Annotated in this window: 18 protein-coding genes and 3 tRNA genes; 14 read left to right on the forward strand and 7 right to left on the reverse strand. The window is 73.6% G+C overall.

Features of this window, described 5'->3' with window-relative positions; translation table 11 throughout:
* Positions 1-145: 145 nt before the first annotated feature.
* Positions 146-817 (reverse strand): RdgB/HAM1 family non-canonical purine NTP pyrophosphatase, encoded by a 672-nt coding sequence (gene rdgB / locus ACFCZN_RS02925; RefSeq protein ID WP_430555759.1) that lies wholly within the window; start codon positions 815-817, stop codon positions 146-148.
* A gap of 2 nt (positions 818-819) precedes the next feature.
* Positions 820-1,590: a ribonuclease PH gene (gene rph, locus ACFCZN_RS02930; protein ID WP_430555760.1), complete on the reverse strand. Its 771-nt coding sequence runs from the start codon at positions 1,588-1,590 to the stop codon at positions 820-822.
* Positions 1,591-1,627: 37 nt separating this feature from the next.
* On the opposite strand from rph, the gene ACFCZN_RS02935 reads away from it, so the two are divergent.
* Positions 1,628-3,283 (forward strand): ATP-binding cassette domain-containing protein, encoded by a 1,656-nt coding sequence (locus tag ACFCZN_RS02935; RefSeq protein WP_430555761.1) that lies wholly within the window; start codon positions 1,628-1,630, stop codon positions 3,281-3,283.
* Positions 3,284-3,323: 40 nt separating this feature from the next.
* Here ACFCZN_RS02935 and ACFCZN_RS02940 read toward each other — a convergent pair whose 3' ends face one another.
* Together ACFCZN_RS02940 and ACFCZN_RS02945 are read right to left on the reverse strand one after the other, a co-directional pair.
* A complete protein-coding gene (locus ACFCZN_RS02940) occupies positions 3,324-3,965 on the reverse strand; it encodes a Pr6Pr family membrane protein (RefSeq protein ID WP_430555762.1) in 642 nt (213 codons plus the stop codon).
* On the reverse strand, positions 3,962-4,534 hold the full coding sequence (locus tag ACFCZN_RS02945) for an NUDIX hydrolase family protein (RefSeq protein WP_429762424.1): 573 nt from the start codon (positions 4,532-4,534) through the stop codon (positions 3,962-3,964). The genes ACFCZN_RS02940 and ACFCZN_RS02945 overlap by 4 nt, the downstream gene beginning before the upstream one ends.
* Positions 4,535-4,645: 111 nt before the next feature.
* Between ACFCZN_RS02945 and trxA the strand changes: the two genes are divergently transcribed.
* Together trxA and ACFCZN_RS02955 are read left to right on the forward strand one after the other, a co-directional pair.
* Positions 4,646-5,023, forward strand: coding sequence for a thioredoxin (gene trxA, locus ACFCZN_RS02950; RefSeq protein WP_429762423.1), 378 nt, complete (start codon positions 4,646-4,648; stop codon positions 5,021-5,023).
* 87 nt (positions 5,024-5,110) lie between these two features.
* Positions 5,111-5,192: transfer RNA gene (locus ACFCZN_RS02955), tRNA-Leu, on the forward strand.
* Positions 5,193-5,211: 19 nt separating this feature from the next.
* Here the strand turns inward: ACFCZN_RS02955 and ACFCZN_RS02960 are convergent.
* Positions 5,212-5,712 carry a MarR family winged helix-turn-helix transcriptional regulator gene (locus ACFCZN_RS02960; RefSeq protein ID WP_429762422.1) on the reverse strand — a complete coding sequence of 167 codons (501 nt, stop codon included), beginning with the start codon at positions 5,710-5,712 and terminating at the stop codon, positions 5,212-5,214.
* Positions 5,713-5,742: 30 nt separating this feature from the next.
* Here ACFCZN_RS02960 and ACFCZN_RS02965 point away from each other — a divergent pair, with 30 nt between their 5' ends.
* Entirely contained in the window at positions 5,743-6,828 is a 1,086-nt protein-coding gene (locus tag ACFCZN_RS02965) for a GNAT family N-acetyltransferase (RefSeq protein WP_430555763.1), read from the forward strand.
* A gap of 29 nt (positions 6,829-6,857) precedes the next feature.
* Here the strand turns inward: ACFCZN_RS02965 and ACFCZN_RS02970 are convergent, their stop codons facing one another.
* Positions 6,858-7,364: a peroxiredoxin gene (locus ACFCZN_RS02970; protein ID WP_430555764.1), complete on the reverse strand. Its 507-nt coding sequence runs from the start codon at positions 7,362-7,364 to the stop codon at positions 6,858-6,860.
* A 167-nt stretch (positions 7,365-7,531) separates the two neighbouring features.
* Here ACFCZN_RS02970 and ACFCZN_RS02975 point away from each other — a divergent pair, with 167 nt between their 5' ends.
* The 10 genes from ACFCZN_RS02975 (at position 7,532) to ACFCZN_RS03020 (ending at position 18,274) form a co-directional block, all read left to right on the forward strand.
* The gene (locus tag ACFCZN_RS02975; protein WP_429762689.1) at positions 7,532-7,828 is read left to right on the forward strand and encodes a GroES family chaperonin; all 297 of its coding nucleotides are present in this window, start codon (positions 7,532-7,534) and stop codon (positions 7,826-7,828) included.
* A gap of 40 nt (positions 7,829-7,868) precedes the next feature.
* On the forward strand, positions 7,869-9,062 hold the full coding sequence (locus ACFCZN_RS02980) for an acyl-CoA dehydrogenase family protein (protein WP_430555765.1): 1,194 nt from the start codon (positions 7,869-7,871) through the stop codon (positions 9,060-9,062).
* Positions 9,063-9,143: 81 nt separating this feature from the next.
* Positions 9,144-9,219 (forward strand) — tRNA-Lys (locus ACFCZN_RS02985).
* Between the two features lie 77 nt (positions 9,220-9,296).
* Positions 9,297-9,372, forward strand: a tRNA-Lys gene (locus tag ACFCZN_RS02990).
* 202 nt (positions 9,373-9,574) lie between these two features.
* On the forward strand, positions 9,575-13,537 hold the full coding sequence (locus ACFCZN_RS02995; protein WP_430555766.1) for a metallophosphoesterase: 3,963 nt from the start codon (positions 9,575-9,577) through the stop codon (positions 13,535-13,537).
* The gene (locus ACFCZN_RS03000) at positions 13,534-14,805 is read left to right on the forward strand and encodes a HupE/UreJ family protein (RefSeq protein WP_430555767.1); all 1,272 of its coding nucleotides are present in this window, start codon (positions 13,534-13,536) and stop codon (positions 14,803-14,805) included. The genes ACFCZN_RS02995 and ACFCZN_RS03000 overlap by 4 nt, the downstream gene beginning before the upstream one ends.
* 17 nt (positions 14,806-14,822) lie before the next feature.
* On the forward strand, positions 14,823-15,254 hold the full coding sequence (locus tag ACFCZN_RS03005) for a pilus assembly protein CpaE (RefSeq protein ID WP_430555768.1): 432 nt from the start codon (positions 14,823-14,825) through the stop codon (positions 15,252-15,254).
* Between the two features lie 91 nt (positions 15,255-15,345).
* A complete protein-coding gene (gene trmB / locus ACFCZN_RS03010; protein ID WP_430555769.1) occupies positions 15,346-16,125 on the forward strand; it encodes a tRNA (guanosine(46)-N7)-methyltransferase TrmB in 780 nt (259 codons plus the stop codon).
* Between the two features lie 152 nt (positions 16,126-16,277).
* The gene (locus tag ACFCZN_RS03015) at positions 16,278-16,625 is read left to right on the forward strand and encodes a DUF485 domain-containing protein (RefSeq protein WP_429762414.1); all 348 of its coding nucleotides are present in this window, start codon (positions 16,278-16,280) and stop codon (positions 16,623-16,625) included.
* Positions 16,626-16,633: 8 nt separating this feature from the next.
* Positions 16,634-18,274, forward strand: coding sequence for a solute symporter family protein (locus tag ACFCZN_RS03020; RefSeq protein ID WP_429762688.1), 1,641 nt, complete (start codon positions 16,634-16,636; stop codon positions 18,272-18,274).
* A 63-nt stretch (positions 18,275-18,337) separates the two neighbouring features.
* Here the strand turns inward: ACFCZN_RS03020 and ACFCZN_RS03025 are convergent, their stop codons facing one another.
* Entirely contained in the window at positions 18,338-19,381 is a 1,044-nt protein-coding gene (locus tag ACFCZN_RS03025; protein WP_429762413.1) for a glycine betaine ABC transporter substrate-binding protein, read from the reverse strand.
* Positions 19,382-19,419: the final 38 nt, after the last annotated feature.

The following is a 19,419-nucleotide window of genomic DNA, read 5'->3' on the forward strand; positions in this document are numbered from 1 at the left end:
AGATAACAGCCAAGGAGGGGGGGGTTGGGGGGGGAGGGAGGGGGGAGAAAAAAAAGAGAACCCCTGGGGGGGGGGGGGGGTGGGGGTTTGTCCTTGTTTCGAAGCAAAAAAAAAACAAAAACCCACCCCCACAACGGGCAGGTGGTCAGGCGAGGGCCTCGGCGACCGCCGGCGCGAGGGCGCGGAACGCCTTGCCGCGGTGGCTGATGGCGTTCTTCTCCGCCGGGGTGAGCTCGGACGACGTGCGCGCGCCGGGCGTGCCGTCGGCGGCCGGGGCCTGCTCGACGGGCACGTGGATCGGGTCGTAGCCGAAGCCGTTGCTCCCGCGCGGGGCGCGCACGAGGGTGCCGGGCATCTCGCCGAGGCACACCTCCTCGCGGCCGTCCGGGGTCACGAGCGCGGCCGCGCACACGAACGCCGCCGCGCGGTGCTCGTCGTGCACGTCGCCCAGCTGGGCGAGGAGGAGCCGGAGGTTCGCCTCGTCGTCGCCGTGACTTCCCGACCAGCGGGCGGAGAAGATGCCGGGCGCGCCGCCCATGACGTCGACGCTGAGGCCGGAGTCGTCCGCGACGGCGGGCAGGCCGGTCGCCGCGGCCAGCGCGCGGGCCTTGATCAGCGCGTTCTCGACGAACGACACGCCGTCCTCGACCGGCTCGGGGGCGCCGACGTCGGCCGCCGACACCACGGCCTCGTCGGGCAGGGCGTCCAGGCCGGGCTGATCGCGCAGGATCGCGCGCAGCTCGGTGAGCTTGCCGCGGTTGTGCGTGGCCAGCACGAGGCGGGCGCCGGCGGGGACGGTCACGGTCGCGTCGGGCATCGTCACAGCTCCTGCGCCAGCGCGGCGCGCTGGAGCTCGGTGAGCTCGGCGGTGCCGGCGACGGCGAGGTCGAGGAGGGCGTCGAGCTCGGCGCGGTCGAACGGCGCGTGCTCGGCGGTGCCCTGCACCTCGACGAACGTGCCCGAGCCCGTCGTCACGACGTTCATGTCCGTCTCGGCCCGCACGTCCTCGACGTAGGGCAGGTCGAGCATCGGGCTGCCGTCGATGATGCCGACGCTGACGGCCGCGACGGAGTCCGTGAGGACCTTCTTGCCGCCGGTGACGTGGCCGTGGCGGGTGCCCCACGCGACGGCGTCGGCGAGCGCGACGTACGCGCCCGTGATGGCCGCGGTGCGGGTGCCGCCGTCGGCCTGGAGGACGTCGCAGTCGAGGACGATCGTGTTCTCGCCGAGGGCGGAGACGTCGACGACGGCGCGTAGCGCGCGGCCGATGAGGCGGGAGATCTCGTGCGTGCGGCCGCCGATCTTGCCCTTGACCGACTCGCGCTGGCTGCGCTCGTTCGTCGCGCGGGGGAGCATCGCGTACTCCGCGGTGACCCAGCCCTCGCCGGACCCCTTCTTCCAGCGCGGCACGCCCTCGGTGAACGAGGCCGTGCACAGCACGCGGGTGCTGCCGAACTCCACCAGCACGGAGCCCTCGGCGTTCTGGGTCCAGCCGCGCGTGATCGTGACGGGGCGGAGCTGGGAGGGCGTGCGACCGTCGGCGCGGAGGGTGACATCAGGCGTGGCGGCCTCGGAAGCGGGGGAAGTCATGCGGCCACCCTATGCGAGCCGCACGTAGGGTTGTCCGGTGCAGCTCACCGCCACGGACCTCGCGTTCGCCTACCCCGGCCGACCCGTGCTCGACGGCGTGAGCCTCCGCGTCTCCGACGGCACCCGCCTCGGCGTGGTGGGGGAGAACGGGTCCGGCAAGTCGACCCTGCTGCACCTCCTGGCCGGCGACCTCAGGCCGGGCCGCGGAGAGCTCCGGCGCAAGGGGAGCGTCGCGCTGGTGGAGCAGGAGCTCGCGACGACGTCGGGGGAGACGGTGGGCGACCTCGTGCGGCGCACGCTCGCCGACCTGCGTGCGCTCGCGGCCGAGATCGAGAAGGAGGCCGCGTCGTTCGACCACGAGACCGGGGACCTTCGCCGCCTGTCCGGGCTGCTGGCCCGTGCCGAGCACCTGGCCGCGTGGGACGCGGACCGCCGGGTCGACGTCGCGCTCACCCGCCTCGGCGCGGTGCGCGACCCCGACCGGCGCCTCGACACCCTGTCCGTGGGGCAGCGGTACCGGGTGCGCCTCGCGTGCCGGCTCGCGGAGCGCGCCGACCTCCTGCTCCTCGACGAGCCCACCAACCACCTCGACGACTCCGCGATCGAGTTCCTCACCGGCGAGCTGGTCGCGTGGCAGGGCGGCGTCGTGGTCGTGACGCACGACCGCGAGCTGCTCGACGACGTCGCGACCGCCATCCTCGACCTCGACCCGTCGATGGACGGCAAGCCCGTCCTGTACGGGCAGCCGGGCTACCTCGCGTACCGGTTCGCGAAGAACCAGGCCCTGCACCGGTGGCGGCAGCGCTACCGCGCGGAGCAGGAGCGCGCCCGCGTGCTCGCCGAGCGGCTGGACGCGTCGTACGAGGGGCTGTCCGACGAGTGGCGGCCGCCCAAGGGGTCGCAGAAGCACCGCCGCGCGACGCGGGCCCGCATCCACGTCAAGGCCGCCGACCGGCTGATCGAGAAGCTCGAGGCCGAGGCCGTCGAGGTCCCCGTGCCGCCGGCGCGACTCACGTTCCCGGACCTGCCGTCGATGTCGCCGGGGTGGGACCCGGGCGATCCCCTGGTCGAGCTGCGCTCGCCGCGGGTGCTGGCCGACGACGGCGGCGTGCGGCTCGACCTGCCCGGCACCCGCGTCGCGGTGCCGCCGTCGGGCCGGCTGCTGGTCGTCGGGCCGAACGGGACGGGGAAGTCGACGCTGCTCGCGGCGCTCGCGGGCCGGATGGCGCTGGCCCGCGGCACCCGCTCGGTCACGCCCGGCGCCCGGCTGGGCGTCGTGGTCCAGGAGGCGGCGCCCGCGCGTCCCTCCGGCGCCACGCGGGGCGAGGACGCGCCGCAGACCGGATTCGACGCCTACGCCGCCGAGGCGCTCGGGCTGCTGGAGCGCGGCGAGCTGGACCCGGAGCACGTCGTGCCGGTGGCGGCGGTGGGGCTGCTGAGCGAGGAGGACCTCGAGCGGCCGCTGGCGGAGCTGTCGGCCGGGCAGCGGCGTCGGTTCGAGCTCGCGCGGGCGCTGCTGCACGCGCCGCACCTGCTGCTGCTCGACGAGCCGACCAATCACCTGTCCGTGGACCTCGTGGACGAGCTGACCCGGGCCCTGGTCGCCACCCCCGCCGCCGTCGTCGTCGCCACCCACGACCGGCGGATGCGCGCGGACCTGGCGGACTGGCCCGTGCTGGACCTGGGGGCCTGACCCGGTCCGCCCCGGGTGGGGCCAGCGCGGGACCGGGAACTCATCGCCCGCCCGGCGCGGCGGGCAGCCGCCGGTCCGCCCAGCGCGCGACGAGCGCGAGCAGGAGGAACATCGCCGCGACGAGGCCCGCGTTGACGAGCGCCCGCGCGAGGCCCAGCGCGCCCACGTCGAGGAAGGGGTACGGGTACCAGCCGACCATCCCGCCGCGCACGAAGGAGTACGCGATCCAGGCGAGCGGCCCGACGACGGACCAGCCCACCGTCCGCGCGTCCACCCGCGGCCGCGGGCCGGCGAGCAGCCACACGACCACCGCGAGCACGGGGGACGCCACGTGCAGCAGCGCGTTGGACAGCTGGCCCGCCTGCGTGAGGCCCTCCACCGTGCCCGCCAGGACGGTGTTGTAGACGATGCCGGTGACGACGATGCACAGCAGGGCGTCGAGGTGCGCGACGCGCAGCAGACGGCCGTCGCGGGTCGGGTCGACGGCGAGGAGCACGGACACGACGCCGATGCCGACGTTCGACAGGATCGTGAAGTACGAGAACAGCCGGACGAGCCGCTCGGCCATCGTGCCTGCCGCGCCCGGCCCGTCGACCAGCGCGACGACGAGCTCCATGAGCACTCCGCCGAGCGCGGGGACGGCGACGAGCAGGTGCGCGGCGCCCGCCGCCCGCCGGCTCACGACAGGCGACCCACCCAGGCCATCGCCTGCTTCACGATCGTGCCCTGCCCGTGGATCATCTCCGCCTGCACGGTGTCGCTGCACGCCTCCTCGGGGGTGAGCCACGCGAGGTCGAGCGCATCCTGCTGCGGGCGGCAGTCGCCCGTCACCGGTACGACGTACGCCAGGGAGACGGCGTGCTGGCGGGGGTCGTGGTACGGCGTGATACCGGGCGTGGGGAAGTACTCCGCCACCGTGAACGGCTGCGGCGACGCCGGGACCTGCGGCAGCGCGACCGGCCCGAGGTCCTTCTCGATGTGCCGCAGCAGGGCGTCGCGCACCCGCTCGTGGTACAGCACGCGTCCGGAGACGAGCGCGCGCGTCATGGTGCCGAGCGGGGTGACGCGCAGCAGCAGCCCGACGGCGACCACGTCGCCCGAGTCGTCCACGCGCACGGGCACGGCGTCGACGTAGACCAGCGGGAGCTGCGCCCGCACGGCGGCGAGGTCCTCCGGCGTGAGCCAGCCCGCGGGCTGCGACTCGTCGGGATAGAACTCGTCGTCGGGGGGGAACTCGGCCGTGTCCGTCACATGTCGTTTCTACCAGCCCGGACGGCGGGCCAGCGCGCGGGCAGGCCGTGACGGGAATACTGGGGGCGGCGCCGATGCTGTGCCGAGGAGACCCCCATCGGAAGGACACCCATGGCCACCGTCGAGCTCACCGACGACACGTTCGAGAAGACCGTCACCGACAACGACATCGTGCTGGTCGACTTCTGGGCCGAGTGGTGCGGCCCGTGCAAGCAGTTCGGCCCCGTCTTCGAGGCCTCGTCCGAGGAGAACACGGACGTCGTGCACGCGAAGCTCGACACCGAGGCGAACCAGCGCATTGCCGCCGCCGCGGGCGTGAGCGCCATCCCGACGCTCATGGCGTTCCGCGAGGGTGTGCTCGTCTTCAACCAGGCCGGCGCGCTGCCCGCGCCTGCGCTCAAGCAGGTCGTGGACGCCGTCAAGGGCCTCGACATGGACGAGGTCCGCGCCCAGATCGCCGCCGCGAACAACGGTTCGCCCCAGGCCTGATCGCCGCACCGCCCGCAGCACCCGCGACGGCCGCCCCGCAGAGATCCGGGGCGGCCGTCGTCGTTCGCCTAGACTGACGCGCGCCAAGCCGGAGTGATGGAACAGGCAGACATGCGGCGTTTAGATCGCCGTGCCCCAGGGCGTGCGGGTTCGACTCCCGTCTCCGGCACCGGGCCCGCCCGACGCGGTCAGCCGTCGAGGGGAGCGGCCTCCTCAGACCTGTCACCGAGCTTGTCCGCGATGCGCAGCAGGTCGCGCAGGTCGTCCGCGTCGAGGCGGTCGGCGAACCGTCGGCGGACGGACTCCAGGTGGGTCGGCGTCGCGGCGCGCAGCGCCTCGCGCCCGGCCGCCGTGAGGACGAGCAGGCAGCCTCGGCCGTCCGCGGGGTCGGGTGCCCGGGCGATGAGCCCACGGACCTCCATGCGGCTCGAGTGCCGCGACAACCTGCTGCGCGACCACCCCATCTTCGCGGCCTGCTCGTGCAGGGTGCTGGTGGTCCCGGGGCGCTCGACGAGCGTGCTCAGCACCTCGTAGTCGGGCTCCGAGAGGCCGGTGTCGGCGAGGTCTCGCGCGGTGCCCGCGCGGACGGAGGTCGTCATCCGCCGGAAGGCCCGCCAGGCGCGTTCCTGGTGCTCGTCGAGCCAGGGCGCGGCCGACCCGGGCCGCGCGTCACGCGAAGTCGTTGACATGTCATCATTCTAGGATCTACGTTCATCAACGTGTCAACGAATCCTGTGCGCGTCATGCTCCTCACCTGCAGCACCCGGCCCGGGGCCCTGGGTCCGGCGGTCGCGGAGTGGTTCGGCCGCACCGTCGCACCGGACGCGGCGCGCCTCGGCGTCGAGCTGGTCCCCGTGTCGCTCGCGGATCTCGCCCTGCCCCTCCTCGACGAGGAGGAGCACCCGTCGTCGGGCGTCTACCGGGAGGCGCACACCCGGAGGTGGAGTGCGCTGGTGGATGCGGTGGACGGCTTCGTCGTGGTGACGCCCGAGTACAACTTCGGCATGCCGGCCACGCTCAAGAACGCGCTGGACTACCTGGGCCGGGAGTGGGCGTGGAAGCCGATCGGCTTCGTCAGCTACGGAAACACGTCGGCCGGGACCCGCTCCGTCCAGCATGCCAAGCAGGTCGTGACCACGCTGCGGCTCGTACCGGCCGGGGCGACCGTCGCGCTCCGGATCGGCGACGCCGTCGAGGACGGACGCGTCCGGCCCGACGCGCGGTGGGACGGCGCGGCCCCCCGCGTGCTGCACGAGGTCGCCCGGCTGGCGCAGGCCCTGCGTCCGCTGCGCGAGGCGGCGGCCGACGGGGCCGACGAGGGCCCGGTCCCGGGCTCGTACGTCCGGCGCCTGACGCCCCGCGACGCGGCGGAGGTGGTGGTGCTCCAGCGCTGCTGCTGGGTCGAGGAGGCGCTGGCCAACGACACCCTCGCGCTGGCGCCGCTGCACGAGACCCTCGGCGACGTGCGGCGCTGGCTGTCGGACTGGGACGTCACGGGGCTGTGGCGCGACGGGCGGCTGCTCGGGATGGTCCGCACCCGGCGCGAGGGCACGGAGGCGCACGTCGGCCGCCTCGCCGTGGCGCCCGACGTGCGCGGCGCCGGCGTCGGGCGATGGCTGCTGCGTCGCGCTCAGGCCGGCCTCGCGCCGGGGTACGAGCGGGTGGTGCTGAGCACCGGCGCGCGCAGCGAGCGCAACCTCAGGCTCTACGAGAGCGAGGGGTTCGCGCGGCAGGGCGATGCCGTGGACGGCGTCGTCCGGCTCGGCAAGCCCGTCCCGCCCCCGAGCGCCGTGCTCGCGTCCTGAGGGCGCGGCGGCTGCCCGCGCCCGCTCGCTCAGTCGAGGCCGAGCGTCTTGCGCACCCGGGCGACGTGGCCGGTGGCCTTGACGTTGTACTGCGCGACGGCGACCTTGCCCTCCGGGTCGACGACGACCGTGGAGCGGATGACGCCCACGTACGTCTTGCCGTAGTTCTTCTTCTCCCCCCACGCGCCCCAGGCCTCGAGCGCCTCGTGCTCGGTGTCGGCGAGGAGGGGGAAGGTCAGGGCGTCGCGCTCGGCGAACGTCGCGAGCTTGTCGACGCCGTCCGGCGAGACGCCGACGACGGCGTAGCCGGCGCCCTGCAGGGAGGCGAGGGAGTCGCGGAAGTCGCACGCCTCGGTGGTGCAGCCCGGCGTCATCGCGGCGGGGTAGAAGTACACGACGACGCCCTGGCGGCCGGGCTCGGCGAGCGCCTCGGCCAGGGAGAACGTGCCGGTGGTGCGGCCGGTGCCGTCGGGGTCGGGCAGGACGGCGGGCAGCTCGAGGGTGGGGGCGGCGTCGCCGACGGCGAGACGGGTCACGGGTGCTCCAAGGTGTCGGGGTCGTGCGGTGCGCGGCCACAGGGTTCGCGGCAGGTTCGCGGGCGCGCGCTCGGCGTCGAGCCTAGACGCCCGGGTCGTCTAGCGTGGAGCCCGTGACCGACCGCGCGCCCCGCACCACGCCCGACAGCAAGCCGCTGCCCATCCGCATGCTGCACGACCGCCTGCTGGTGCAGCCGGAGGTGGACTCGGCGGAGCGGCAGTCGACGGCGGGCCTCGTGATCCCCGCGACCGCGGCAGGGGCCAAGCGCCTCGCGTGGGCGCAGGTGGTGGCCAAGGGCGAGCACGTGCGCCAGGTCGCCGTGGGCGACCGCGTGCTCTACGACCCGGAGGACCGGGCCGAGGTGGACCTCGGCGGCACGGACTACGTGCTGCTGCGCGAGCGCGACGTGCACGGCGTCACGGAGACCGAGGACGAGGGCGGCGCGACCGGCCTGTACCTCTGACGTTCGCCGCCGGCACGGTGGCGTCTGCCACAGTGACGTCATGACGGGTGACCCCCTGGACCTGCTGGCGCTCGACGACGAGCTCAGCCCGACCGAGCGCGAGACCCGCGACCGGGTGCGGGCGCTGGTCGACGAGCACGTCCGCCCGCACGTCGCGCGCTGGTTCGCGGACGGCGTGTTCCCGCTCGACCTGGTGCCCCGCCTCGCCGAGGCGGGGCTGCTCGGCATGCACCTGCACGGCCACGGCTGCGCGGGCCGGTCGGCGGTCGAGTACGGCCTGGCGATGGCGGAGCTGGAGGCGGGGGACTCCGGGATCCGCACCTTCGTCTCGGTGCAGGGCTCGCTCGCGATGACCGCGATCGCGAAGCACGGGTCGCCCGCGCAGCGGGAGCGCTGGCTGCCGGGGATGGCGGCGGGCGAGACGATCGGGTGCTTCGCGCTCACCGAGCCCGGCGCCGGCTCCGACCCCGCCTCGATGACGACGACGGCGGCGCGCGTCGGCGACGAGTGGGTGCTGTCGGGACGCAAGCGGTGGATCGGGCTCGCGTCGGTCGCCGACGTCGCCGTGGTGTGGGCGCGTGCCTCCGACCCGACCGAGGGCGTCGAGGAGGCGCGGCCGCGGGTGCGCGGCTTCCTCGTCCCGACGACGACGCCCGGCTTCGTCGCGACGCCCATCGAGCCGAAGCTGTCGCTGCGTGCGTCGGTCCAGTGCGACGTCGTGCTCGACGACGTCCGGCTGCCCGCCGACGCCGTCCTGCCGGAGCACCCCGGCCTGGCCGGGCCGTTCGCCTGCTTGGCGGAGGCGCGCTACGGCATCGCGTGGGGCGCGGCCGGGGCCGCGCGCGACAGCCTCGACGCCGCCCTGCGGCATGCGGGGGAACGGGTCCAGTTCGGCCGCCCGCTCGCGGCGTTCCAGCTCACGCAGGCGAAGCTGGTCGACATGGCCCTGGAGGTGTCCCGGGCGCAGCTCCTGGCGCTGCGGCTCGGGCGGCTCAAGGACGACGGGCGGCTGGAGCCGCACCAGATCTCGGCCGGCAAGCTGGCGAACGTGCGGTCCGCGATCGAGGTCGCCCGGACCGCCCGCACCGTGCTCGGGGGCGACGGCATCACCCTGGAGCACTCGCCGATGCGGCACGCCGCGAACCTCGAGGCGGTGCGCACGTACGAGGGCACGGACGAGGTGCACACCCTGATCCTGGGCCGGCACCTGACCGGCCACCAGGCGTTCCGGTGACCTGTCGTGCAGGTCACAGCGCTGACCGGCTGCGACGGTTTCTCTGCAGCCCCGCACGGCTGGTAATGTTTCACCCCGCCAGCGCCATTAGCTCAATTGGCAGAGCAGCTGACTCTTAATCAGCGGGTTCGGGGTTCGAGTCCCTGATGGCGCACCAGCACGAGGTCCCCGTACCGCGGGGACCTCGTCGCGTGAGGACCTCCTGGTGCGAGCCTGCGGGCGTCCTCTGGCCACGCGCCATTAGCTCAATTGGCAGAGCAGCTGACTCTTAATCAGCGGGTTCGGGGTTCGAGTCCCTGATGGCGCACCACCAAGCCCCGTCCGGCAGCGCCGGGCGGGGCTTCGTCGTGCCCGGAGCAGGTGGCGTCCAGTGGTCGTCCAGAGTTCTCCCGGTCGCCCCCGGCACGCACCGGGGAGTTCACCCGCCGCCGCCACGCTGTGGTCCCGGGTGAGCCCGGGCTGCCTGGCGGGAGCGCCCTTCCCTCATCGACGACAGGAAGGACGGCACGCTGATGCGGCCGAACCCCTCGCGACGCCTGCGGGCGTCCACCCTCGCCGCCGGTCTGGTGGCCGCGGCGCTGGCGCTCCCCGGCGCCGGCGTCGCGCCCGCCACGGCGGCTCCCGAGACACCCGACCCGGTCGCGACGGCGGCGGCCGACCGGTTCCCCGGCTTCCCCGGCTGGCCGGAGGGCGCGCCCGCGGAGCGCGGGAAGAAGCCGGGCAAGCCCGGGAAGCCCGGCACGGCGCCCACGCTGGCCCCGGAGGACGGCGCCCACGTCGAGGGCACGGTGCGGTTCGCGGCCGACCCGACCACCGCGGGCGACCCGGTCGGCCGGATCACCGTGGACGGCGCGGACCTGCCCGGCCTCCAGGCGACGACGGGCACGTCCGCCCTGACGTTCGACGTCGGGAGCAACTCCGCGGACGTCGCGTTCGGCAACTACCTCGTGGTCAACGGCCACCGCGTCGAGCAGGACCGCACCTGGGTGTCGGAGCGCGTCTCCGTCCCCGTGCCGAACGAGTGGCTCGTCCAGGGCACCAACACGGTCGAGGTCCACGCGGGCGGCCTGGACTCGTCGTGCGGCGTGAACTTCGACGACTTCGTGATCTCGGAGCTGCAGCTCGAGCTGCTCGGCGAGACCGCCGGTGACGCCGGGAACTCCTTCGGCTACTCGATGGGCGACGGCTCCTGCGGCAGCAACACCTCCTCCGTCAAGGAGGCGACGGCGACGTTCGAGGTCGGGTCCGCGCCGGGTGCGACCACGGGGCTCGCCACCGACGTCGACACGACGACGCTCGCCAACGGCGCGCACGAGGTGGTCGCGACGACCCGCTCGGGGGCCACCTCCACCCACACGGTGCGCGTGAACAACTCCCCGGTCGGCGCACCGGCGCTTGCCCCGGAGGACGGGACGCTCACGCGCGGGGTGCAGAGCGTCACGGCGTCCGCACCCGCCGACGGCGACGGCGGCACCGCCGCGCTGACGGTCGACGGCGAGCCCGCCGCCGGCCCGGTGACCCTCGGCGACGGGGTGTCGGTGTTCTCGTTCGACGTCGGCACGAACGCGATCGAGACGCGCTACCAGAACCACCTGCTCGTCAACGGCACCCGGCTCGACCTGCGCGGCGACGGCGGCCGCGACCTCGTCTCCGAGCGGGTCCAGGTGGGCGTGCCGAACCGCCTGCTGCACCCGGGCGAGAACACGATCGCGCTGGTGGCGGGCGACGTCTCCGCGTCGTGCGGGGCGAACCTCGACGACTTCACGGCGTCGGGCCTGGCGCTGAGCCTCGCGGACGGCACGGTCACCCCGCCGGCCGACCTGCAGGCCTCCTACGCCATGGGCGACGGGAGCTGCGGCTCGTCCGGCACCGCGCTGGCGAAGGTCGAGCTGGTGTGGACGATCGACGCGCCCGGCGTGACCGCGTTCCCCGCCCTGGGGCACGGCGAGGCCACGGTCTCGTTCGTCGTCGGGTCCAACTCGCTCGACGGCTCCGCGACCAACGCGCTGCGGATCAACGGCATCGAGCGCCGCATCGACCAGACCATCGTCGGCGGGCGCGGGGAGATCACGTTCCCGAACGAGTGGCTCCTGCCCGGCTGGAACGAGATCGACGTGGTCACGGGCGCGTTCGCGAACGACTGCAACCTCGACGACTTCACCGTCTCCGACGTCGTCCTGGCGCCGGCGGACGGCACGGCGCAGCAGCAGAACGCGGCGGCGTCGTACGGGCTCGGCGACGGCACTTGCGGCTCGAACCTCAACTCCTTCCGCCAGGTCGACCTGCACTTCCTGGTGGACGCCCCGGCGCGCGGCGTGCGCGCGGACGTGAACACCGCGGACCTGAAGGACGGGGAGCACGAGCTCGCGGCGGTGTCCACCACCGGCGAGACCGCCACGCGCGTCCTGGAGACGGACAACTCGGCGCCGCGGGTCGCGTCGTCCGCCCCGGCCGACGGCGCGCGGATCACGTCCGCCGTGCCGCTCGCGGTGGAGCTCGACGACGCGCACGGGGTGGTCGGGGACGCGGAGGTCACGCTCGACGGCGAGGCCGTCGCGCTGGGCGCTCCGGTCGGCCCGGGGCTGACCGCGGGCGAGCACACCCTCGAGGTGGCGACCGCGGACTCGCTCGGCAACACGGCGACGCGCGAGATCACCTTCACGAGCGCCGGAGTGCCCGACGTCCCGACCGACCTCGCCCCCGCCGGCGGCACGACCGACGTCGACTCTCCGGTGACGCTGTCGGCCCGTGTCGCCGGCCCGGACGACGGCACCGTCACGGCGACGTTCGCCCAGGCGGACGTGCTGCTGCCGGGCGAGGTCCGGCAGGGCACGGCCGACGCCGTCCCGACGGAGCTCGACCCCCGCGGCGCGAAGAAGGCGTCCGCGAAGGGCCTGGCGGCCGGCGACGGGAAGACCCTCGCCTCCCCGCAGGCCGACGCCGTCGCCTACCAGCGGTTCGACGTCCGCGTGAAGTCCCGCGAGGAGCACCCGGTGGTGCGCTGGAGCGGCACGGCCGACCCGGCGCGCGAGGTCTCGCTGCTGGTGTGGGACACGAAGGCGAAGGCGTGGGACGCGCTCGCGGCGTCGCGCGGCTCCGCCGACGGCGACACGGTGCTGGTGGCGCCGGCCGGTCCGGAGCACCGCGACCGCGGCGTCGTGCACGTCATGGTGACGGCCACCGACCCGTTCGCCGACGACCTCGACGCCGGCCCCGAGGGCTTCGCCGACCCCGCGGACTTCGACTTCTCCATCGCGCACCTGACGGACACCCAGTACCTGTCCGAGGGCGCGGTCGAGCAGGAGACCGCCGAGGAACGGGAGATCTGGGAGTCCGCGTACGCGGGCGTGACCGAGTGGATCGCCGCGAACGCCGACGAGCGCAAGATCTCGTTCGTCTCGCACACCGGTGACCTCATCGAGAACAACATCCGTGAGCCGCAGGACGACGCCATGCGGGACCAGGTCACGGGCGAGTTCGAGGTCTCCTCGCGTCAGCAGGCGAAGATCGACGGCATCCCCAACTCCGCCGTCGCGGGCAACCACGACAACTGGTCCGGGGCGGACGGCGGCGCCGACCTGTACAACCAGTACTTCGGCCCCGACCGGTACGAGGCCGCGGCCGAGTCCTGGGAGGACGCCGAGTACCGCTCCTGGCGCGAGGGCGACAACTCCAACCACTACGTCCTGTTCTCCGCGGGCGGGCTGGACTTCGTCGCCGTCGGCATGGGGTACGGCGTCACCCGCGAGGAGGCGGAGTGGGCCGACGGGATCTTCGAGCGGTACCCCGACCGCAACGGCATCCTCATGACCCACGCGTACCTCGCCGCCAGCACGCAGAAGGACGGCCGGAACGCGGGCTTCGCCGCCCCGGACGGCTCGCCGCTGTACAAGTACGTGGTCGAGCCGAACGACAACGTGTTCCTCGTGCTGGCCGGGCACGTGCACGGCGTCACGACCAACGTGAAGCCGGTCGGCGAGATCGCGAACGGCGTGGTGGAGCTGCTCGCGGACTACCAGGCCTTCACGGTGCCCGCCGAGCGGGTGGGCCTCGGCACGATCGGCGGCTACGACCCGGCCGAGCGGCTGCGGTTCGGCGCCTCGTACTTCCGGCTGCTGCAGTTCGACGTCGCCCGGGCCGAGATGAGCGTCGACACCTACTCGCCGTTCCTCGACGACTTCGGGGCCGACGAGTGGGACCCGCTGGCCAGGTACGACTCGACGGCCGACAACATGGTGCTTCCCGTGGACCTCACCACCCGCACCACGTCGCTGGTCACCGACTCGCTCGCGGTCTACGCCCCGACGCGGGTGATCGGGACGAAGGCCGTGGCCTCGGGGGACGTCGCGTCCGTCCGCTGGGACCGGCTCGAGCGGGACAGGCAGTACGCGTGGATCGTCACGGCCACCACGCGCGGCGGCGGCGTCGCCGCCGCCGAGCCGGCCTTCTTCACCACTCGGGGCGGCAAGCGGTGACGTCCACCACCCCGGCCAGGACGGCGTCGCGTCGCGGCGCCGTCCTGGCGGTCCTCGGGCTCACCGTCGTGGGCACGGTCGTCGGCACGGTCGTCGGCACGGTCGTCGCGGCCGGCCCGGCCGTGGCCCACGACGCCACGACCGACGCGTACGCGCGGGTCACGGCGGGCGACGACACCGACGTGCACGTCGAGCTCGACCTCGAGTACGACCTGCTCATGAAGTCCGCGTGGCTCACGGCCGAGGCCTATGACGCGCGCGGCCCGGCAGCGCAGGTGGCCCAGCTCGCCGAGCACGCCGACGAGGTCGCCGCCTACGTCACGGAGCGGTTCCAGGTGGCGGCGGGCGACGACCTCTGCGCCCCGGCGCTCGCGGCGGCCCCCACGGTCGGCGACCGGGGCGGGAAGGCCTACGCCACGGTCGCGCTCGACTACGCGTGCCCCGCCGGGGACGGCGGACGCCCCGGGACGCACACGCTGTTCAGCGCCCTCTTCCCGGACGCCGAGTCGTTCGTGCACACCACCGAGACGATGGTGACCTACGACCTCGACGGCGAGGCGGGCTCGGCGGTGCTCACGCCGGCCCACCCGACCGTCACGACGGGCGGGCAGGGCACGTGGCACCGGCTGGGGGAGTTCTTCGTGCTCGGCGCGGAGCATCTGCTGCTCGGCCCCGACCACCTGCTCTTCCTGCTGGCCCTGATCGTCGGTTCCCGTCGCCTGCGCGACGTCGTCCTGGTGGCGACGTCGTTCACCGTGGCGCACTCCGTGACGTTCCTCCTCGCGGCGACCGGCGCCGTGAGCGCGCCCGGCGCGGTGGTCGAGCCGGTCATCGCGCTCTCGATCGCCGCCGTGGCCGCCGGGCACCTCTGGGCCGTGCGGCCGGGCGCGCCGCCGCGGCTCGAGGTGCTGGGCGACGTCGCGACCGAGCCACGTCGGCAGGTCTGGCGGCGCTGGCACGACCTGTCGAGGTCCGACGTCACCCAGATCGCCGTCGTGTTCGCCTTCGGCCTCGTGCACGGGCTGGGCTTCGCGGGCGCGCTGGGCCTCGACGAGCCCTGGTCGTGGGGGCTGCTCGGGTCGTTGCTCGTCTTCAACGTGGGCATCGAGGCGGTGCAGCTCGGCATCATCGCCGTGCTCTTCCCGCTGCTGGTGCTGCTGCGTCGGCGGGCGCCGCGGGCGGGGCGGTGGGTCACGGCGGTGGTCGCCGCCGCCGTCGCCGTCGTGGGGCTCGTCTGGTTCGTGCAGCGCGTGCTCGGTCTCGGGTGAGGGGCCAGGATGGGGCGATGATCTCCACCGAGCTTGCGGCCCGGCTGCGCGACGCGGGGCTGGTGTGGCGCCCCGCCGACGGCGACCGGTTCCGCATCGACGCCGCCGACCTGTCCGCCGAGGTGTTCACCGTCAGCACGATGACGATCGAGGCGCACGACTATCCGACCGGCACCATCCTCGGGTTCAACGGCACCACCGAGTGGGCGCTCGACTCGGTGGCCATCGAGGACGCGCTGTGGCTGCCGCGCGAGGACCAGCTGCGCGACCTGCTGCGCTCCACCTTCCGGGGGCTGACCCGCACCACGCCGGGCGCGGGGGAGCAGGGCGGGGCGGAGCGCTACGACGTCGAGGTGGAGCTGCTCGGCGAGGCGCGGACCTTCATAGCGGCCGACCCCGCCGAGGCGTACGGCACGGCGTTGCTCGCGCTCGTGGAGCTCAGCTCCTGAGCACCGGCGCCTGACACTCGGTGCCTGATTCTGGGTGCCTGATTCTGGGTGCCTGATTTTGGGCGCCCGGTGCCCCGCTTACCCTGGGGGCGTGCCTGATCCCGTGACGTCTGAGCCCGTCGACCCGCGCTACCGCCGCCAGCCCGTGAGCTTCGTGCGGCGCAGCGCGCGCCTCACGACCGCGCAGGGCAAGGCGTGGGACACCCGACGCGACCGGTACCTCGTCGACGTGCCGCGCGGTGCCGCGGTGACGTCCGTCGACCCGTCCTGGACGTTCGACCCGGCGCGGGTCTTCGGCCGCACCGCCCCGCTGGTCGTGGAGATCGGGTCCGGGCAGGGCGAGGCGATCGTCGCGGCGGCCGCCGCGCACCCCGAGCGCGACCACCTCGCCGTCGAGGTGTACACGCCTGGCCTGGCCCAGACGATCGTGCGCGCCGGGCACGCGGGTGCCGACCCCGGACGGGACGGCGGCGCGCCCGGCAGCGAGCTCGACAACCTCCGGCTGGTCCAGGCGGACGCCGCGGAGCTGCTGGCCACGGCGCTGCCGGAGGCGTCGGTCGACGAGCTGTGGGTCTTCTTCCCCGACCCGTGGCACAAGTCCCGGCACCAGAAGCGGCGGCTCGTCACGCCGGCGTTCGCCGAGGTCGTCGCCCGCGTGCTGCGGCCCGGCGGGGTGTGGCGGCTCGCCACCGACTGGTCGCACTACGCCGACCAGATGCTCGAGGTGCTCGAGGCCTCCGACGCCTTCCGCAACGCCCACGGGCCCGGGGAGCGCGCGCCGCGCTTCGAGGGGCGCGTGCTCACGAGCTTCGAGAAGAAGGGCTCCGCCGCGGGCCGGGGCGCGACCGACCTGGAGTACGTGCGCCGCTGAGCCCGGCTCCCGGACCGACGCGCCGCCGACCTGCGGACGCGCCCGGGAAGTGACTTGCGCCACACGGCTCGGCTCTAGCAAGGTGTGCCACGCGAAACGTTCTCGAACGGGGCAGCGTGGCCCCGTCGGACGCCTGAGCCAACGGAGGCATCATGAGCGACCTGTCCACCGCGGGGCCGCCACCGGGAGAGACCGAGTACCAACGGGTGCAGCGGTCGGACGAGTTCCAGGGGCTGCGGCGCGCCTTCCGGAACTTCGTGTTCCCGATGACGGCGCTGTTCCTCGTCTGGTACTTCGTCTACGTCCTGCTCGCCAACTACGCCCACGACTTCATGAGCATCCGGCTGGGCGACAGCAACATCACGGTGGGGCTGCTGTTCGGGCTCGGGCAGTTCGTCTCCACGTTCGTCATCACCATGCTCTACGCCCGCTGGGCGAACAAGAAGTTCGACGCGCGGGCCGACGCGCTGCGCCGTGAGATCGAGGAGGGCGAGCTGTGAGCGGCATCGTGACCCAGACCCTCGCGGGGACCCCCGTCGTCTCCGCCGCCGAGGCCACGGACATCGGCAACCCCTGGGTGAACATCGGCATCTTCGGGGCGTTCGTCCTGGTCACCCTGGTGATCGTGTTCCGGGCCTCCCGGCAGAACAAGTCCGCCGCCGACTTCTACGCCGGCGGCCGCAACTTCACCGGCCCGCAGAACGGCACCGCCATCGCGGGCGACTACCTGTCGGCCGCGTCGTTCCTCGGCATCTGCGGCGCCATCGCGCTCAACGGCTACGACGGCTTCCTCTACTCGATCGGCTTCCTCGTCGCGTGGCTCGTGGCGCTCCTGCTGGTGGCGGAGCTGCTGCGCAACACCGGCAAGTTCACGATGGCCGACGTGCTCTCCTTCCGGCTGCGTCAGCGCCCGGTGCGGATGGCGGCCGCCCTCGCGACCCTGCTCGTGGTCTTCTTCTACCTGCTCGCCCAGATGGCCGGCGCCGGCGGCCTCGTCGCGCTGCTGCTGGGCGTCGACAGCCGCGCCGGGCAGAGCCTCGTCATCGCCGTGGTCGGCGCGCTGATGATCCTCTACGTGCTGGTCGGCGGGATGAAGGGCACCACCTGGGTGCAGATCATCAAGGCCGTGCTGCTCATCGCGGGCGCCGCCATCATGACCGTCTGGGTGCTGGCCAAGTTCGGCTTCAACCTGTCCGACCTGCTCGGGGGCGCCGTGGAGGCTGCCGGTCCGGGCGGCCAGGCGCTGCTCGAGCCGGGCAAGCAGTACGGCGTGGACGGCACGTCCAAGCTGAGCTTCCTGTCGCTCGCGCTCGCCCTGGTGCTCGGCACCGCGGGCCTGCCCCACGTGCTCATGCGCTTCTACACCGTGCCGACGGCCAAGGAGGCACGGCGCTCGGTGGTCTGGGCGATCTGGCTGATCGGCATCTTCTACCTGTTCACGCTGGTGCTCGGCTACGGCGCGGGCGCGCTGGTGGGGCCGGAGGCGATCAACAACGCCCCCGGGGGGGTGAACTCGGCGGCACCGCTGCTGGCCTTCGCCCTGGGCGGCGAGATCCTGCTCGGGCTCATCTCCGCGGTCGCCTTCGCGACGATCCTGGCCGTGGTGGCCGGGCTGACGATCACCGCGGCGGCGAGCTTCTCCCACGACATCTACGCGAACGTCATCAAGAAGGGGGACGTCAAGCCCGACTCCGAGGTGCGGATCGCCCGGTGGACCGTGGTCGTGATCGGCATCATCGCCATCGTGGGCGGCATCTTCGCCCAGAACCAGAACGTCGCGTTCCTCGTGGCGCTCGCGTTCGCGGTGGCGGCGTCGGCCAACCTGCCGACGATCGTGTTCTCGCTGTTCTGGAAGCGGTTCAACACCTCGGGCGCGCTGTGGAGCATCTACGGCGGCCTGATCTCCTGCATCGTGCTGATCGTCCTGTCGCCCACGGTGTCCGGGAACGAGAAGGCGATGTTCCCGTCGGCGGACTTCGACGTCTTCCCGCTGACGAACCCGGGCCTCGTGTCCATCCCGCTGGGCTTCCTGCTCGGGATCGTCGGCACCTTCCTGTCGAAGGAGAAGCCGCACCCGGAGAAGTTCGCCGAGATGGAGGTCCGCTCGCTCACCGGCGCCGGCGCCGAGAAGGCCGTCGCCAAGCACTGACGGCACCCCGGCACGACGAAGGGCCCCGAGCTCGCTCGGGGCCCTTCGTCCGTCTCGGAACGGTCAGCCTGCCGAGGTCGACAGGGAGCCGTCCGAGCTGAAGACCAGGCCGAGGGTGATCTCGCCCTTCTGCAGCGCCGCCTTGGTGAGCGGGCCGCCCGCGTCCAGGGAGCGGAACTCGGAGAACGTCAGGCCGTACGTCTCCTCGAGGCCCGGCTGGCAGAACGGCCGCTCCGTGCACTCGGGCCCGGCGCCGAGCACGAGCCCGCCGCAGGCCTCGGCGAGGTCGCTGAGGGTGGTGAGGGAGTGCTCCTCGGCGAACGCCTGCGTGACGGCGAACGCGTTCTGGTCCTGCGCCGGGGACGGCGTGCCGAACGTCAGGCCCGCCGCGTCGCCGAGCTCGGTGAGCGCGGCCACGGTCGCGTCCAGGTCGCCGCTCGCCTTCGGCTCGGCGTCGGCCCCGTTGGCATCCTTGTTGAGGAACTCCGTGAGGGTGCCGACGTACTCGGGCACCATCTGCACCTGCTTGCCCTCCAGCAGGGCCGGCAGGTAGGTCTCGCGGTTGCCGATGGTGGTGACGGTCGCGTCGTAGCCCGCGCTCGTGAGCACGTCGGCGTAGATGTTGCCCAGCGTGGCGCTCTCGGCGAAGTCCGCCGCGCCGATCGCGACCGTGACGCCCTCGCCCTGCGACGCGTCGTCGGCGGCGAGCCCGGCGTCCTCGACGAACTGGGCGGCGACGTCCTCCGACGTCTTGCGGTCGATGTCGACCGCCTTGTTGAGCCCGATGAGGGTGTCGGTGTCGAGCGCGGCCGACACGGTGTCGAGCAGCGGGATCAGGTCGGGCGCCTCGGACGCGAGGTCCGCGTTGACGGCCGGGATGATGTTGTCGACGGTCTGCAGCTTCTTGTCGTCCTCGAGCACCACGAGCGCGTCGCCCGGGACGGCCTCGCAGGTGGCCGCGGCGGTGTCGCCCGAGGCGGCGGACGTGGATCCGCCGCCCCCGGCCGAGCCGGGGTCGCCGCAGGCGGCGAGCAGCCCGGCGGCGCCGACGACGGCGGCCAGGGCGGCCGTCGTGCGGCGCAGGGTGGTGGTGCGGTGGGGGGTCATCGTGCTCTCCGTCCGTGGGAGGGGACCGGCGTGGGTGG

This window comes from Isoptericola sp. NPDC056134 (assembly GCF_042264825.1).
In the GTDB taxonomy this organism is placed as follows: domain Bacteria; phylum Actinomycetota; class Actinomycetes; order Actinomycetales; family Cellulomonadaceae; genus Isoptericola; species Isoptericola nanjingensis.